The organism is Achromobacter sp. ISS7, from assembly GCF_056523125.1.
Map to the genome: position 1 here is coordinate 4,464,987 of NZ_JAWRZD010000001.1, position 14,598 is coordinate 4,479,584.

13 protein-coding genes are annotated in these 14,598 nt (G+C 67.1%); 10 read left to right on the top strand and 3 right to left on the bottom strand.

Annotated features, from left to right (window positions below; genetic code table 11):
- The first annotated feature begins 106 nt into the window (after positions 1–106).
- Positions 107–1,027 carry a LysR substrate-binding domain-containing protein gene (locus AC1HFW_RS20230; protein ID WP_006392289.1) on the top strand — a complete coding sequence of 307 codons (921 nt, stop codon included), beginning with the start codon at positions 107–109 and terminating at the stop codon, positions 1,025–1,027.
- Here AC1HFW_RS20230 and AC1HFW_RS20235 read toward each other — a convergent pair.
- Together AC1HFW_RS20235 and rpoN are read right to left on the bottom strand one after the other, a co-directional pair.
- On the bottom strand, positions 997–1,296 hold the full coding sequence (locus AC1HFW_RS20235; RefSeq protein ID WP_104021657.1) for a (2Fe-2S)-binding protein: 300 nt from the start codon (positions 1,294–1,296) through the stop codon (positions 997–999). The genes AC1HFW_RS20230 and AC1HFW_RS20235 overlap by 31 nt on opposite strands.
- 102 nt (positions 1,297–1,398) lie before the next feature.
- A complete protein-coding gene (gene rpoN, locus AC1HFW_RS20240; protein WP_479285053.1) occupies positions 1,399–2,826 on the bottom strand; it encodes an RNA polymerase factor sigma-54 in 1,428 nt (475 codons plus the stop codon).
- 16 nt (positions 2,827–2,842) lie between these two features.
- Between rpoN and AC1HFW_RS20245 the strand changes: the two genes are divergently transcribed.
- The 3 genes from AC1HFW_RS20245 (at position 2,843) to leuA (ending at position 6,765) form a co-directional block, all read left to right on the top strand.
- Positions 2,843–3,490: a hypothetical protein gene (locus AC1HFW_RS20245; RefSeq protein WP_035359844.1), complete on the top strand. Its 648-nt coding sequence runs from the start codon at positions 2,843–2,845 to the stop codon at positions 3,488–3,490.
- Between the two features lie 196 nt (positions 3,491–3,686).
- Positions 3,687–4,664 carry a tripartite tricarboxylate transporter substrate binding protein gene (locus tag AC1HFW_RS20250; protein WP_006392283.1) on the top strand — a complete coding sequence of 326 codons (978 nt, stop codon included), beginning with the start codon at positions 3,687–3,689 and terminating at the stop codon, positions 4,662–4,664.
- A gap of 391 nt (positions 4,665–5,055) precedes the next feature.
- Positions 5,056–6,765: a 2-isopropylmalate synthase gene (gene leuA, locus AC1HFW_RS20255; protein ID WP_006392282.1), complete on the top strand. Its 1,710-nt coding sequence runs from the start codon at positions 5,056–5,058 to the stop codon at positions 6,763–6,765.
- A 132-nt stretch (positions 6,766–6,897) separates the two neighbouring features.
- Here the strand turns inward: leuA and AC1HFW_RS20260 are convergent, their stop codons facing one another.
- Positions 6,898–8,226, bottom strand: a complete 1,329-nt coding sequence (locus AC1HFW_RS20260; RefSeq protein WP_479285054.1) for an amidase — start codon at positions 8,224–8,226, stop codon at positions 6,898–6,900.
- Positions 8,227–8,542: 316 nt separating this feature from the next.
- Between AC1HFW_RS20260 and AC1HFW_RS20265 the strand changes: the two genes are divergently transcribed.
- The 6 genes from AC1HFW_RS20265 to AC1HFW_RS20290 all read left to right on the top strand — a co-directional run bounded on the left by AC1HFW_RS20265 (position 8,543) and on the right by AC1HFW_RS20290 (position 14,582).
- Complete coding sequence (locus AC1HFW_RS20265; RefSeq protein ID WP_479285055.1) at positions 8,543–9,556, top strand: LacI family DNA-binding transcriptional regulator; 1,014 nt, start codon at positions 8,543–8,545, stop codon at positions 9,554–9,556.
- 35 nt (positions 9,557–9,591) lie between these two features.
- The gene (locus AC1HFW_RS20270; RefSeq protein ID WP_241068030.1) at positions 9,592–10,389 is read left to right on the top strand and encodes a phosphodiesterase; all 798 of its coding nucleotides are present in this window, start codon (positions 9,592–9,594) and stop codon (positions 10,387–10,389) included.
- Positions 10,390–10,511: 122 nt separating this feature from the next.
- Positions 10,512–11,567 (top strand): ABC transporter ATP-binding protein, encoded by a 1,056-nt coding sequence (locus tag AC1HFW_RS20275; RefSeq protein WP_479285056.1) that lies wholly within the window; start codon positions 10,512–10,514, stop codon positions 11,565–11,567.
- 33 nt (positions 11,568–11,600) lie between these two features.
- Entirely contained in the window at positions 11,601–12,896 is a 1,296-nt protein-coding gene (locus tag AC1HFW_RS20280; protein ID WP_479285057.1) for an ABC transporter substrate-binding protein, read from the top strand.
- 13 nt (positions 12,897–12,909) lie between these two features.
- A complete protein-coding gene (locus tag AC1HFW_RS20285; RefSeq protein ID WP_035359840.1) occupies positions 12,910–13,785 on the top strand; it encodes a carbohydrate ABC transporter permease in 876 nt (291 codons plus the stop codon).
- Complete coding sequence (locus tag AC1HFW_RS20290) at positions 13,782–14,582, top strand: carbohydrate ABC transporter permease (RefSeq protein WP_006386977.1); 801 nt, start codon at positions 13,782–13,784, stop codon at positions 14,580–14,582. Before AC1HFW_RS20285 ends, AC1HFW_RS20290 begins: the two co-directional genes overlap by 4 nt.
- Positions 14,583–14,598 lie beyond the last annotated feature (16 nt).

A 14,598-nucleotide genomic window follows, 5' to 3' on the forward strand; every position in this document is an offset into this window, starting at 1 on the left:
AGGTCCGGCAAAGGAAGAGGAGCCCATTCTGGGCGCGGCCCCATCCATTGACAAACGCTTTATTTGGATCAAAAGTATTTGAAAAACCGATGCAAAGGCGCCTCCCATGCTCGATCTCGATCTCTTGCACAGCTTCGTCTCCGTCGTCGACGCGGGCGGGTTCACCCGCGCCGGCGAACGGGTGCACCGCAGCCAGTCCACCGTCAGCCAGCAGATCCGCAAGCTGGAAGAGACCCTCGAATGCTCGCTGTTCGTGCGCGAAGGCCGCCAGGTCCACCTGACCGAGGACGGCGAGCGCCTGCTGGGCTATGCGCGCCGCATGCTGGCGCTGTCCACCGAAGTGCGCGAAGCCGTCAGCGGCCGCAAGCGGGTGGAGGTGATCCGGCTGGGCATCCCCGACGATTTCGCCGCCGACACGCTGACGGCCATCGTGGCGCAGTTCGCCCGCGCCCGGCCGGCCGTCAGGCTGTCGGTGCGCTGCGACCTGACCGTGGCGCTGACGCGCGGACTGGAACGGGGCGACCTGGACCTGGCGCTGCTCAAGCGCGAGCCGGGGGCCGGCCCGGCGCTGACGAGCTGGCCGGAACACCTGCACTGGATCGCCGGCCCGCATGCGCTACCCGCCAGCACCGAACCGGTGCCGCTGGTGGCCTTTCCGCAGGGCTGCATCTACCGCAACCGCGCCATCCACGCGCTCGAACGCGCCGGACGCCGCTGGCGCATCGCCTACGAGAGCCCCAACCTGATGGGGATCCAGGCCGCGCTGGCGGGAGGATTGGGGGTGGCCTTGCTGGAGCGGCGCTGCATCGCCGCGGGCCATCGGCTGGTGGACGACGCGCTGCCGCCGGTGCCGCCGTCCGAACTGGCGCTATGCCTGGCGGACAACGCGCGCGAGCCGGTGCGCCAACTGGCAGGGATGATCAGGGATTTTTGTGAAACGGAAACACAACGGCTTGCAGGGCTGGGCCTGCAAGCCGTGGCAGATGACGGCGCCTCTCAGGCGACCGCGACCTGGATGACCGGATAGCTGCTGTTCGCCGCGGCCGCGCCCGGTTCGGCCATGGCGGCCGGCGGGTTGACCGGAACGGCGATCGAGCGCACATCGCACACGCTGGAGCAGCGGCCGCCCGGCAGGTATTCGGCGGCGGTGGCCGCGCAGCAGCCGCAGCACGTGGCCACGCCCAGCTCGAACTGCAGGTCGGAAAGCGACGTCGCGCCCGCGTCCACGCTGGCGCGGACTTGGCGTTCGGTGATGGCATTACATACGCAAATGTACATGAGAATAATTATCGACATTTATTCGTGCAATGACAAGTACTCAGCGTAAATAATTTGCAACCACCTTGTCGCTTAACTCATTGAAATAAGGGACATTTTTCCTAAGAAGCGTCCCTTATTTCACCGCGCCACGGCTTGCGCCTTGCGTAGCGCGGCGGGCGCGATGCGCAGCGCTTCGCGGTACTTCGCGACCGTGCGGCGGGCGATGACGATGCCCTGATCGGCCAGCTTTTCCATGATCTGGCTGTCCGATAGTGGCTTGGCCCGGTTCTCCTCGGCCACCATCTGGCGGATGAAGGTCTGCACCGCCGTGGCCGAAGTGGCGTCGCCGCCGTCCGTCGACACCCCCGCCCCGAAGAAGCGCTTGAGCTCCAGCGTGCCAAACGGAGTGAGCATGTACTTCTGCGTCGTGGCCCGTGAAATGGTCGATTCGTGCAAGCCCAGTTCGCCCGCGATGTCTTTCAGGATGAGCGGCCGCATGGCCGCCGGCCCCTGGCTGAAGAAGGCGGTCTGGCGGTCGACGATGGCCTGGGCCACCCGCAGGATGGTGTCGAAGCGCTGCTCGACGTTGCGGATCATCCACTTGGCCTGCTGCAGTTGCGCCTGCAGGCCGGCATGGGCCGATTCCTTCTGGTTGCCCAGCATCTGCGCGTACAGGCCGTTGATCTGCAGGCGCGGCACGGCGGCGCTGTTAAGCGTCACCTGCCAGCCGCGGCGCGTCTTGCGCACGATCACGTCGGGCACGGCGTAATCGGCCGCCGGCACCGTCCAGGCGCGGCCAGGACGCGGCTCCAGGCGCAGGATCAGGGCATGGGCGGCGCGCAGGGTCGCCTCGTCACAGCCGACCGCCGCGCACAGGCGGGCGTTGTTGCCGGTGGCCAGCAACGCCAGGTGCTGGCCGCAGATCAGACGGGCGCAGGCCAGCACCTTGGGATCGGCGGCTTCGGGCAGGCGCGTCAGGTCCGGGTTGCGCAGTTGCAACAACAGGCAATCGGACATGTCGCGGGCGCCGATGCCGGCCGGATCGAACGATTGCAGCAGCGACAGCGCCGCGCGCAGTTCATCCAGGTCCGGCTCCATCTCGGCGGGCAGCCAGCTCAGGATCTCCTCCAGCGGCGACCCCAGGTAGCCGTTCTCGTCCAGTTCGTCGATCAGCAGCGCCGCCAGGGCGGCATCGCGCGGCGCCGCGCGCGTCAGCACCAGCTGGCCCAGCAGGTGCTCGCGCAGGGTGTCGGGGCGGGCCGCCTCGGGCAGGCTGGAATCGTCGTCGGGGTAGACCCCGCCCGAACCCGGCATTTCGTCCACCGGGGTCTCGCGTTCGGGCGCCGGATCGTCGTCCTGCACCGACGATTCGCGCTCGGATTCCGCCTGGGTTTCGGCGGACGACGGCTCATCGTCGCGTTCCAACAACGGATTGTCGGCGAGCACCTGCGAGATTTCCGCCTCGAGGTCGAGCGTGGACAGCTGCAGCAACCGGATGGATTGCTGCAGTTGAGGGGTCAGCGTCAGATGCTGACCGGGCCGCAGTTCTAAAATAGGACGGGTCATAGGTACAATATTTTGCATGATGAATCAGACTTCGCCCGCACGCGTTCGCCAGGATTGCCGACTTATCGGCCAGACCCTGCTCAAACTGGCACTTCCCCGACTTCTCGTGCGCGCGATCGTGATCGCCGTTGCCGTGATCGTCTGGTATCTCGCCGCCTCCTGGATCCTGGATTTCGGCAAGCGCATCAACTACGAATTCCTGCATTCGCTGGGCCAACCCACCATGGACATGGTGCAGAAGGTCAATCCGTACATCTGGTGGGTCGTGGCCGGCATCTGGACCCTGATCGTCTTCTTCATCCTGCGCGCCTGGCTGTCGGCCAGCCTGGCTTCCGGCCGCGCCACCCCGGTCGGCACCGGCGTGCTGGCCGACCTGGCGCCGCAGCTGTCGGAGGAGTCCCTGGGCGTGCTGCGCTGGACCTGGGGCACCCGCGAGGAACCCTTCACCGTCGGCGACCTGCACCGTTCGCTGTCGGAAATCCGCCACAACCGCATCGGCAAGATCGCGATGGTGGCCGAACAGGCCGACATTCTCGACGGCGCGACCGCCAAGCCGTCGCGCGACGATCGTGACGACGGCCGCCGTGGCGACGACCGCCGCGATGCCCGCGACAGCCGCGAACCCCGCTACGTCGAGCCCCGCATCGGCGGCCCGGTCCGCTGAAGCAGCGCACACCACCGTCAGACCGCTGATCCAGGCCGCCGCAAGGCGGCCTGGTTGTTTCAGTCCCCTGCCAGCCGGGCTCCCCTATACTGCCCCTCCAGGCTCGCGCAACCGCGGGCCGCGCACCTTCAAAACCAGACCAAGCCGACTGCAGAGACCGGTCGGATGCGCGGCCAGCCCCCTGGAGTTGCTTTACATGTTCCGCACCCCCGTCCGGTATGCCGCCGGCCTCCTGCTGGCCTGCTCGGCCGCCTTCGTCGCCGCCCCGGCCAACGCCGCCTGGCCCGACAAGCCCATCACGTTCGTCGCGCCCTTCAGCGCCGGCGGCGCCAACGACCTGGTCGCGCGCATCATCGCCAAGGCGGTGGGCACGACGCTGAACCAGCCCGTCATCGTCGAAAACCGTCCCGGCGCCGGTGGCGTGGTCGGCGCCGCGCACGTCGCGCGCAGCGCGGCCGATGGCTACACCTACCTGGTGGGCAGCAACGGTACCGTCACCAACAGCCTGATCCGCTCGGACCAGCCCTACAAGGACGAAGAGCTGACCCCGGTCGCGCTGCTGTCGATCACTCCGTCGGTCATCGTCGCCAATCCGTCGAACCCGGCCAAGGACCTGAAGGACTTCGTCGAACGCGCCAAGAAGGCCAAGACCGACCGTATCACGTTCTCGACCGCCGGCAATGGCAGCACGCCGCACTTCGTGGCCGAGATGGTCAAGGAAGCCACCGGCCTGCCGGTCGAGCCGATCGCCTACAAGAGCGGCTCGGAAGGCGTGACCGCCGTGATCGGCAAGCAGGTCGACGCCACCTCGGAAGCCAGCATCGTCACGCTGCCGCTGGTGCAGAGCGGCAAGCTCAAGGCCCTGGCCACCACCTGGGACAAGCGCATGGCCAGCGCGCCGGACATCCCCACCACCGCCGAGCTGGGCTTCCCCGCCATCCGCATCGGCCACTGGGCCGGCCTGTACGCGCCCGCCGGCACGCCCGCCGACGTGCTCGACAAGATGAACGCCGCGATCGAGAAATCGCTGCAGACCAAGGAAGTGCAGGACGCGCTGCGCCAGAGCAGCATCGAGCCGGGCGGCGGTTCGCGCGCCAGCTTCATCGAGTTCGCCAAGAGCGAGCGCGAGCGCCTGGGCCAGGTCGTCAAGAACGGCCACATGCAGACGCAATAACGTGTGAGATGCTCGGCTGGGGACTGATCCGTCCCCGGCTTTTTATCGCTTTCCCAATTGCGCAGTCCGCAAAAGTATGTTTGACTAGCAACCTATGGCCGCTCAACGCACCTCCCTCGCGATTGCCACCGGACGCTCCGCCGCTCCGGTTGCCGGCCTGCGCGCTCGTACCGCCTTCATCGCGCTATCGCTATACCTACCGATCGGTTGCCGGGCCTAGTGTCCCCGTGGTAGCTCGGCAGCCACGCTTGCCACACGCGATTTCCCCTTTTCAAAACTGAATCTTGCGCCGCGCGAATGCGGCCAACCCTGGCACCAGGCCGCCATCCGGCCGCATGCCGGCCGAGGAAACCGATCCCGGGATTCACAAGAAACCGATCGAGGTGTAGTGATGATGCTTGCCAACCCCGCCACCAAATACGTCCCCTTCACGCCGTTCGCCCGCGACTTTTCCGAGCGCACCTGGCCCAGCCGCCGCATCACGCAGCCGCCGATCTGGATGAGCACCGACCTGCGCGACGGCAACCAGGCCCTGATCGAGCCGATGAGCGTCGAGCGCAAGCTCCGCTTCTTCGAGCAGCTGGTCAAGATCGGCTTCAAGGAAATCGAAGTGGGTTTCCCGTCGGCCTCGCAGACCGACTTCGATTTCGTGCGCAAGCTCATCGACGAAAAGCGCATCCCCGACGACGTCACCATCATCGTGCTGACCCAGTCGCGTGAAGACCTGATCAGCCGCACGGTGGAATCCGCCGCCGGCGCCAAGCAGGCCATCGTCCACTTGTACAACGCCTGCGCCCCGGCGTTCCGCAAGGTCGTGTTCAACATGACCAAGGACGAGATCAAGAACATCGCCACGACCGGCACGCGCCTGGTCAAGCAGCACGTGGCCAAGCACCCGGAAACCAAGTGGCGCTACCAGTACTCGCCCGAAGTCTTCAGCACGACCGAACCGGAATTCGCGCTGGAAGTCTCGAACGCCGTGGCCGACGTATGGCAACCCACGCCGGACTGCAAGATGGTGCTGAACCTGCCCGCCACCATCGAGGCCACCACGCCGAACATGTACGCCGACCAGATCGAGTGGATGCACAAGAACCTGGCGCGCCGCGACAGCATCGTGTTGAGCGTGCACCCGCACAATGACCGCGGCACCGCCGTGGCCGCCGCCGAATTCGCCGTGATGGCCGGCGCCGACCGCATCGAAGGCTGCCTGTTCGGCAGCGGCGAGCGCACCGGCAACGTCGACCTGGTCACGTTGGCCCTGAACCTCTACACCCAGGGCGTGCACCCGGGCCTGGACTTCTCGGACATCGACGAAGTGCGCCGCTGCGCCGAGTACTGCAACCAGTTGCCCGTGCACCCGCGCCACCCGTACGCCGGCGACCTGGTCTTCACGGCCTTCTCCGGTTCGCACCAGGACGCCATCAAGAAGGGCTTCGCGCAGCAGCAGCCCGACGCCGTCTGGGAAGTGCCGTACCTGCCGATCGACCCGGCCGACCTCGGCCGCAGCTACGACGCCGTGATCCGCGTCAACAGCCAGTCGGGCAAGGGCGGCGTGTCGTACCTGCTCGAACAGGAACACGGCCTGGTGTTGCCGCGCCGCCTGCAGATCGAATTCAGCCGCGCCATCCAGCGCGTCACCGACGAGACCGGCCGCGAAGTCACGGCCGACGACGTCCACACCATCTTCAACCGCGAATACCTCGAGCAGAAGACCCCGTGGAAGCTGGTGCGCCATCGCATCGACGGCAATCCGTCGGCCGGCGAAGGCCAGCACTTCAGCATCGAGGCCGAACTCGAATACAACGGCGAACGCCGCATCGTGACGGGCAAGGGCGACGGCGCCATCTCGGCCTTCGTGGCCGCGCTGGACGTGCCGGTGCGCATCATGGACTACCACGAGCACGCCATCGGCACCGGCACCGACACCCGCGCCGCCTCCTACGTGGAACTGCGCGTCGGCGACTCGAGCACGGGCTTCGGCGTGGGCATCGACCGCGACATCGTCACGGCCTCGTTCCAGGCCGTGCTGAGCGCGGTGAACCGCCACATCAACGCCGGCACCGTCGCCACCGAACAGGAAGCCGCCGAGGCCGCGTGATCCGCCGCCAGGCCGCGGGCGTGGCGGTTACCGCCGCCGCGTCCCCCGCGCGCTTCTTACGGTGAAGCCGCTCCGCACAACAAAAAGCCCGCCTTTATCCGGCGGGCTTTCTTTTTTTCGCGGCGGGCTGGCTCAGCCTCGCGGCCACATGTCGGAGGCGCCGATATCGGGTTCGCGCGCGGCCAGCAGCCGCTCGTGGATCCAGGCGGCGATCGCCAGGGTGTGGTGGTCGTCGTAGCGCTTGCCGATCAGTTGCAGGCCCACCGGCAGGCCTTGCGGACCGGTGGCGAAGGGCAGGTTCAGGCACGGCAGGCCGAACAGGGTCCAGGCGCGCGAGAACTGCGGGTCGCCCGTGCCGAGGTCGGCGAACGGCGCTTCGCCGCTGGCGGCGGGCGCGAGCAGCACGTCGTACTTGTCGAACCAGCCGTCCACGCGGGCGCGCGATTCGGCGGCCCGCGCCAGGTTCTTGATGTGCTCTTCGGCGGTGATCTGCGCGCCGGCCTCGAGGATCGCCTGGATCTTCGGGCTGAGCTGCGCGGCGTGCTCCAGCCTTTCATAGGCCAGCGACTGCGACGACTCGAACGCCATGATGTCGGCGTGCAGCTGCACCAGCATGCAGTGTTCGGGCGGCAGCGGCACTTCTTCGACGTGGGCGCCGGCGCGCGACAGCGTGGCGGCGGCCTGCGCGAAGGCTTCCTTGGTCTCGGACTGGGCATGGCGCCACTGCAGGCTGCGGTACATGCCGATGCGCGGCTTGGCGTCGTAGCTCAGATCCTGCAGGCGCGGATCGCGCATCAGGACGGAAGCGAACAGGGCCACGTCCGGCACCGAGCGGGCGAAACCGCCCACGGTGTCGAGCGATTCGGCCAGGCTCTTCACGCCGGCCCGCGGAATCGCGCCGAAGGTGGGCTTGTAGCCGACGATGCCGCAATACGAAGCGGGGCGGATGATGGAGCCCGCGGTCTGCGAGCCCAGCGCGAACGGCACCATGTCGTCGGCCACCGCCGCGGCCGAGCCGCTGGAGGAGCCGCCGGGCGTGTAGGCCTCGTTGCGCGGATTGCGCGTCGGCCCGGCCTGGTAGGTGGCGAATTCGGTGGTGACGGTCTTGCCGATGACGATGGCGCCGGCATGGCGGCACAGCGCGACGGCAGCCGCGTCCAGTCCGGGGTGATGGCGTTCGTAGATCGGTGAACCGTAACGCGTCGGCAGGTCGACGGTGTCGAACAGGTCTTTCACGCCCAGCGGCAGGCCGTGCAGCGGGCCGCGCAATGCGCCCCGGTCGAGGGCTTCCGCGTGATCCAGGGCGGCCTGCTTTTGCAGCGCCGTCCAGGCATGGATGGTGTTTTCGCGTTGTTCGATGCGCGCAAAGCAGGCCCGCACCAATTGCACCGCAGTCAATTCGCGCCGTTGCAGCTTGCGCGCCGCTTCAAGCGCGCCAAGTCTGTTTAAGGCAGTAGACATGATCCTTTCCTCTATCCCGGTGCCGTGCGAGATGCACGGTACTGACTTCCGCACCCGGTCCCCTTGACCTGGGGTTTATCCCGATCCGGCTGGCGGCATGATGCCGGCCGGTTGTGACAAACCCAGCCATTGTGCGCGTCGCGTCAATTGGGAAAACCACTGAAAACACCGTGTTTTCGCCAGGATTTCATGCGGCGCCGCGCCTTGGCTTTGTGTTGTTGCGTCGTTAACAGCATAGCGCAAACCCGTGCAATACAAAGGTCATATTTGTCTTGTAAGATGAAAACGTTTTCAGCAAACCGACAGCAATGTAGCCATGGCGTCGCGCGTCTCGCCCCGCTTTTCCATCATCGAGGTTGCCCGCAAGGCCGGGGTGTCGCCCGCGACGGTTTCGCGCGCGTTCAACCAGCCGGACATCGTCCATCCCGACACCTTGGCGCACATCCGCGCCATCGCCAAGCGGGCGGGCTTCCGGCCCAACCGCGTCGGCCGCAGCCTACGGTCCGGCAGCACCCGCACCATCGGCCTGATCCTGCCGACGCTCTCCAATCCCGTGTTCGCCGAATGCTTCGAAGGCGCGGAACGGCGCGCCCGCGAGTCCGGCTACAGCGTCATGCTGACCGCCACCGGCTATGACCCGGCGGTGGAATCGGCGGCGGTCCAGGGCCTGATCGACCACCTGGTCGACGGCCTGATCCTGACCGTGGCGGACGCCGCGCGCAGCACCACGCTGGACGATCTGGACAGCGCCGGCATGCCTTACGTGCTGGTCTACAACGAGTCCGCGGCCCACCCCTACGCGTCTGTCGACAATCGCGCCGCGGCCATCGACATGGTCTCGCACCTGGCCGCGCTGGGACACCGGCGCATCGCCCTCGTGACCGGCCCGCTGACCGCGTCGGACCGCGCGCGCCGCCGCCTGGCCGGCGCCCGCACCTGCGCCAAGAAACTGGGGCTGGAGCCGATCCAGCACATCGCCATGAGCTCGCACACCGGCAGCGACGCCGACGCCCTGAAGGGCGCGCTGCGCGGCAAGCAGGCGCCCACGGCCCTGTTCTGCTCGAACGACCTGCTGGCCACGGCGGTCATCGCCGACCTGGTGGCCCTGGGCCTGTCAGTCCCGTCCGATATTTCAGTCTGTGGCTTCGACGGCATGCGCTTTGGCGCCTTGCTGACGCCGCCGCTGACGACCGTGGCGCAGCCCAGCGACGGCATCGGCCAGGCCGCCTGTTCCAACCTGCTGGCGCAGATCCACGGCCAACCGCCGCAATCGAGCCGCCTGCCGCACTGCATCGTCGTGGGCGGCACCGCGGCGCCCGTGCGCCGCTGATTTCCCCTTTTCGAATTCCGATACAGACACGCGCCATGCTCATCGCACAGATCACCGACCTGCACATGCGCACCCCGGGCGACAAGGCCTACGGCATCATCGATCCCGCCGCCTTCCTCGGTCCCGCGGTGCGCGCCCTGAACGCCCTGACGCCGCGACCGGACTGCGTGCTGATCACCGGCGACCTGACCGACCTGGGCAAGGCGCACGAATACCAGGCGCTGCGCGAACAACTGCACGCGCTTGAAATCCCGTATTTCCTGCTGCCGGGCAATCACGATGATCGCGCGCAATTGCGCGCGGCCTTTCCGGACCATGCCTACCTGCAAGGGCAGGGGCCGTTCATCCAGTACGCGGTCGAGACGTATCCGCTGCGCCTGCTGGCGCTGGACACCGTGGTGCCGATGAAAAGCCACGGCGAGCTGTGCGAGGCGCGCCTGGGCTGGCTGGCCGCGCGCCTGGCCGAGCAGCCCGACCGGCCGACGCTGGTGCTGATGCACCATCCGCCGTTCCAGACCGGCATCGAACACATGGACGCCATCGGCCTGCTGGCCGGCGGCCCGGAACTCGAACGCATCGTGGCGCGCTATCCGCGCGTCGAACGGGTGCTGTGCGGCCACCTGCACCGCACCATCTTCCGCCGTTTCGGCGGCACCATCGCTTCGACCTGTCCCGGCACCGCGCACCAGCTGGCGCTGGAACTGGGGCCGCGCCCGACCTTGCAGTACATCATGGAACCGCCGGGCTACCAGCTGCACTGGTGGCACGACGGCGCGCTGGTCACCCACCATGCCGTGATTGGGGAATACCCCGGGCCGTATCCCTTCGCCTGAGCCCCGATCTCGATTACAAACACTATGCCCTGCCATATCTCCGTCATGATTGCGCTGCACAATGAAAAGGTTTTCATCGCACGCGCCGCAGACGGATCTGAAAATTAGATCTACGAGACAGCATGTCATCCATCGTTCTGGATAACCTCACCAAGCAATACGGTGGCGCGGCCGCGATCCACGGCGTCAGCTTCACCGTGCCGGCCGGCAGCTTCACCGTGCTGCTGGGCCCCTCGGGCTGCGGCAAGTCGACCACCCTGCGCATGATCGCCGGGCTCGACACGCCGACCTCGGGCACGATCCGCATCGGCGACCGCGACGTGACGCAGTTGCCGCCCGCCAAACGCCGCATTTCCATGGTGTTCCAGTCGTACGCACTGTTTCCGCACCTGTCGGTGCGCGAGAACATCCTGTTCGGACTGAAGGTGCGCAAGGAACCCGCCCGCGACTACGACCGCCGCCTGCAGCGCGTCGCCTCGCTGCTGGGCCTGGGCCACCTGCTGGACCGCAAGCCGTCGCAACTGTCGGGCGGCCAGCAGCAGCGCGTGGCGCTGGGCCGCGCGGTGATCTCCGAAGCGCCGGTGTGCCTGATGGACGAGCCGCTGTCCAACCTGGACGCACAGTTGCGCCATGAAATGCGGCGCGAGATCCGCGCCTTGCAGCAGGACCTGGGCATCACCATGGTGTACGTCACGCACGACCAGACCGAGGCCATGAGCATGGCCGACCAGGTGGTGCTGCTGCGCGGCGGCCAGATCGAACAGCACGACACGCCCGACGGCCTGTACGCCCGTCCGGCCAGCGAATTCGCGGCGCGCTTCATCGGCACGCCGCCCATGAACCTGATCAACCTGATGCCGCTGCAGGGCGCCACCGTGATCGCCGGCACCCATGGCCCGGCCATCGCGGGCGCACCGGAAGGCGCCGCCAAGCTGGGCGTGCGCCCCGAGCACATCCGCATCGACGGCGACGGTTTCCCCGCCACCGTGGAAAGCGTGGAGTACTTCGGCGCCGATTCCATCGTGGTCTGCCGCATCGGCGACAGCGGCGGCGTGGCGGTGCGCGTGGGCGGCCATCTGCGCGCCCGCGCCGGCGAGGCGCTGCGCCTGTCGTGGCCGCACGAGCAACAGCATTTTTTTGCCGCCGATTCGGCGGTCATCAACACCGTCGGGCGCTGAAGACGCCCAATCCACAGGAAAGGAAACGCAATCATGCGACGCATCGTACTCAAGACCCTGGCCGCCAGCCTTGCCGCCGCCTGCCTGTCGCTGCCCGCGCAGGCGCAGCAAAAGCCCGTCGAAGTGGAGTTCTACTACCCGGTCGCCGTGGGCGGCCCGATCACCAAGATCGTCGACGACATGGTGACGGACTTCGAAAAGGAAAACCCCGGCATCAAGATCAAGCCGATCTACGCCGGCTCGTACCAGGACTCGATCGCCAAGGCGCTGACCGCGCTCAAGGGCGGCACGCCGCCGCAACTGGCCGTGCTGCTGTCGACCGACATGTTCACGCTGATCGACGAAGACGCCATCGTGCCGATCGACGGCCTGGCCAAGAGCGACGCCGACAAGAAGTGGCTGGGCGGCTTCTACGACGCCTTCATGCAGAACAGCCGCACCGGCGGCCACACCTGGGGCGTGCCGTTCCAGCGTTCGACCATCGTGATGTACTACAACAAGGATCTGTTCAAGGCCGCCGGCCTGGATCCCGAGCGCGCGCCCGCCACCTGGGCCGAGCTGGTCGAGTACGGCAAGAAACTGACCAAGCAGGACGCCAGCGGCAACACCACCCAGTGGGGCATCGAGATCCCGTCGGGCGGCGCCTTCGCCTACTGGCTGTTCCAGGCCCTGACCACGCCCAACGGCGCGATCCTGATGAACGAGGCCGGCAACGAGGTCTACCTGGACAAGCCCGCCGTGGTCGAGGCCGCGCAGTACTGGCGCGACCTGTCGGCCAAGCACAAGGTCATGCCCACCGGCACCATCGACTGGGGCACCACGCCCAAGGACTTCCTGGAAAAGAAGGCCGCCATCATCTGGACCACCACCGGCAACCTGACCAACATCCGCAAGAACGCCGACTTCCCGTTCGGCGTGGCGATGATGCCGCAGCAAAAGCGCGGCGGCAGCCCGACCGGCGGCGGCAACTTCTACATCTTCAAGAGCGGCACGCCGGAACAGCAGCAGGCCGCGCTCAAGTTCGCGCAATGGGCCACCACGCCCGAGCGCGCCGCCGACTGGAGCATCGCCACCGGCTACGTGGCCGTGACGCCCGCCGCCTGGCAGACCGAGAAGATGAAGAAGTACGCGCAGGAAGTGCCGGCCGCCGCCGTGGCGCGCGACCAGCTGCAGGTGAGCGTGGCCGAATTCTCGACCCACGAGAACCAGCGCGTCACCAAGACCCTGAACGACGCGCTGCAGGCCGCGCTGACGGGTTCGAAGACGCCGCAGCAGGCGCTGACGGACGCCCAGCGCGAGGCCGACCGCATACTGCGTTCCTACAAGTAAATCCGCAAGCACGATGAGCCGCTCTTTGAATGCGCTTTATGGCTGGCTGCTGTTGCTGCCAGCCATCGTGCTGCTCGCCGCGTTCACGCATTACCCGGCGCTGGCGACGCTCTGGCACAGCTTCTATTCCACGCCCAAGGGCGCGCGCCCGGCCCGCTTCGTCGGGCTGGACAACTACGCCGTCATGCGCGACGACCCGGTGTTCTGGCAATCGCTCTGGAACAACCTGTGGTTCGCGCTGGGCACCATTCCGACCTCGATCGGCATCGCGCTGGTCATGGCGCTGTGGGTCAACCGCAACCTGCGCGGGCGCGGTTTCCTGCGCATGGCGTACTTCACGCCGACGGTGCTGCCGATGGTGGCGGTGGCCAATATCTGGCTGTTCTTCTACACCCCGCAGTACGGCCTGATCGCGCAGGTGATGCAGCTGTTCGGCTCGCCCGGCCCCAACTGGCTCGGCAACCGCGAGACGGCGCTGCCGGCGCTGATGCTGGTGACGGTGTGGAAGGAGTCGGGCTTCTTCATGATCTTCTACCTGGCCGCGTTGCAGACGGTGTCGCCGTCGCTGCGCGAGGCGGCAATGCTGGAAGGGGCCTCGCGCTGGCAGTACTTCCGGCGCGTGCTGTGGCCGCTGCTGATGCCGACCACGCTGTTCGTGCTGATCAACGCGCTGATCAATGCCTTCCGTCTGGTGGACCACGTGGTGGTCATGACCCGCGGCGGGCCCGACAACGCCAGCACGCTGCTGCTGTACTACATCTACCAGGTGGGCTTCAGTTTCTGGGACACCGCCTATGCCGCGACGCTGACCGTCGTGCTGCTGGTGGTGCTGGCGCTGACCGCGCTGATCAAGTTCCGCTGGCTGGACCGCAGGACGCACTACCAATGAAAGACAAGCTCGATACCCTGGGCGCGTGGGCGCTGGGCCTGTTGTGGATCCTGCCGCTGGCGTATGCCGTGTGGGCGGCGTTCCACCCGCCGGCCTATGCCACCCGCTTCGACCTGTTCGCGCCGCTCACGCTCGACAACTTCGCGCGGGCCTGGCAGGCCGCGCCGTTCCCGCGCTATTTCGCCAACACGTTCCTGCTGGTGACGATGGTGCTGGCGGCGCAGCTGGTGCTGTCGACGCTGGCCGGCTACGCCTTCGCGCGCTTCGAGTTCCGCGGCCGCGACTTCGTCTTCATGCTGGTGCTGCTGCAGCTGATGATCATGCCGGACGTGCTGCTGGTGGAGAACTACCGCTCCATGAGCCAGCTGGGCATCCGCGACACGGTGTTCGCCATCGGCCTGCCGTACTTCGCCTCGGCCTTCGGCATCTTCCTGCTGCGCCAGACCTTCAAGACGGTGCCGCGCGAGCTGGAAGAGGCCGCGCGCATGGAGGGGGCCAACGCCCTGCAGGTGCTGTGGAAGGTGTACGTGCCGCTGGCCAAGCCGATCTACGTGGCCTACGGGCTGGTGTCGGTCAGCCACCACTGGAACAACTTCCTGTGGCCGCTGATCATCACCAACTCGGTCGAATCGCGGCCGCTGACGGTCGGCCTGCAGGTGTTCTCATCGACCGACCAGGGCATCGACTGGTCGGTAATCACCGCCGCCACGCTGATGTCGGCCGCGCCCCTGCTGATCGCCTTCCTGCTGTTCCAGCGCCAGTTCGTGCAGTCGTTCATGCGCGCCGGCATCCGCTGAGCGGCGCCGGGCGCCA

Coding starts and splice junctions, on each gene's coding strand:
- AC1HFW_RS20280 (WP_479285057.1), top strand. CDS start 11,601: ATGCGACGCATCGTACTCAAGACCCTGGCCGCCAGCCTTGCCGCCGCC.
- rpoN (WP_479285053.1), bottom strand. CDS start 2,826: ATGACCCGTCCTATTTTAGAACTGCGGCCCGGTCAGCATCTGACGCTG.
- AC1HFW_RS20270 (WP_241068030.1), top strand. CDS start 9,592: ATGCTCATCGCACAGATCACCGACCTGCACATGCGCACCCCGGGCGAC.
- AC1HFW_RS20235 (WP_104021657.1), bottom strand. CDS start 1,296: ATGTCGATAATTATTCTCATGTACATTTGCGTATGTAATGCCATCACC.
- AC1HFW_RS20290 (WP_006386977.1), top strand. CDS start 13,782: ATGAAAGACAAGCTCGATACCCTGGGCGCGTGGGCGCTGGGCCTGTTG.
- AC1HFW_RS20250 (WP_006392283.1), top strand. CDS start 3,687: ATGTTCCGCACCCCCGTCCGGTATGCCGCCGGCCTCCTGCTGGCCTGC.
- AC1HFW_RS20285 (WP_035359840.1), top strand. CDS start 12,910: ATGAGCCGCTCTTTGAATGCGCTTTATGGCTGGCTGCTGTTGCTGCCA.
- AC1HFW_RS20265 (WP_479285055.1), top strand. CDS start 8,543: ATGGCGTCGCGCGTCTCGCCCCGCTTTTCCATCATCGAGGTTGCCCGC.
- AC1HFW_RS20245 (WP_035359844.1), top strand. CDS start 2,843: ATGATGAATCAGACTTCGCCCGCACGCGTTCGCCAGGATTGCCGACTT.
- AC1HFW_RS20230 (WP_006392289.1), top strand. CDS start 107: ATGCTCGATCTCGATCTCTTGCACAGCTTCGTCTCCGTCGTCGACGCG.
- AC1HFW_RS20275 (WP_479285056.1), top strand. CDS start 10,512: ATGTCATCCATCGTTCTGGATAACCTCACCAAGCAATACGGTGGCGCG.
- AC1HFW_RS20260 (WP_479285054.1), bottom strand. CDS start 8,226: ATGTCTACTGCCTTAAACAGACTTGGCGCGCTTGAAGCGGCGCGCAAG.
- leuA (WP_006392282.1), top strand. CDS start 5,056: ATGATGCTTGCCAACCCCGCCACCAAATACGTCCCCTTCACGCCGTTC.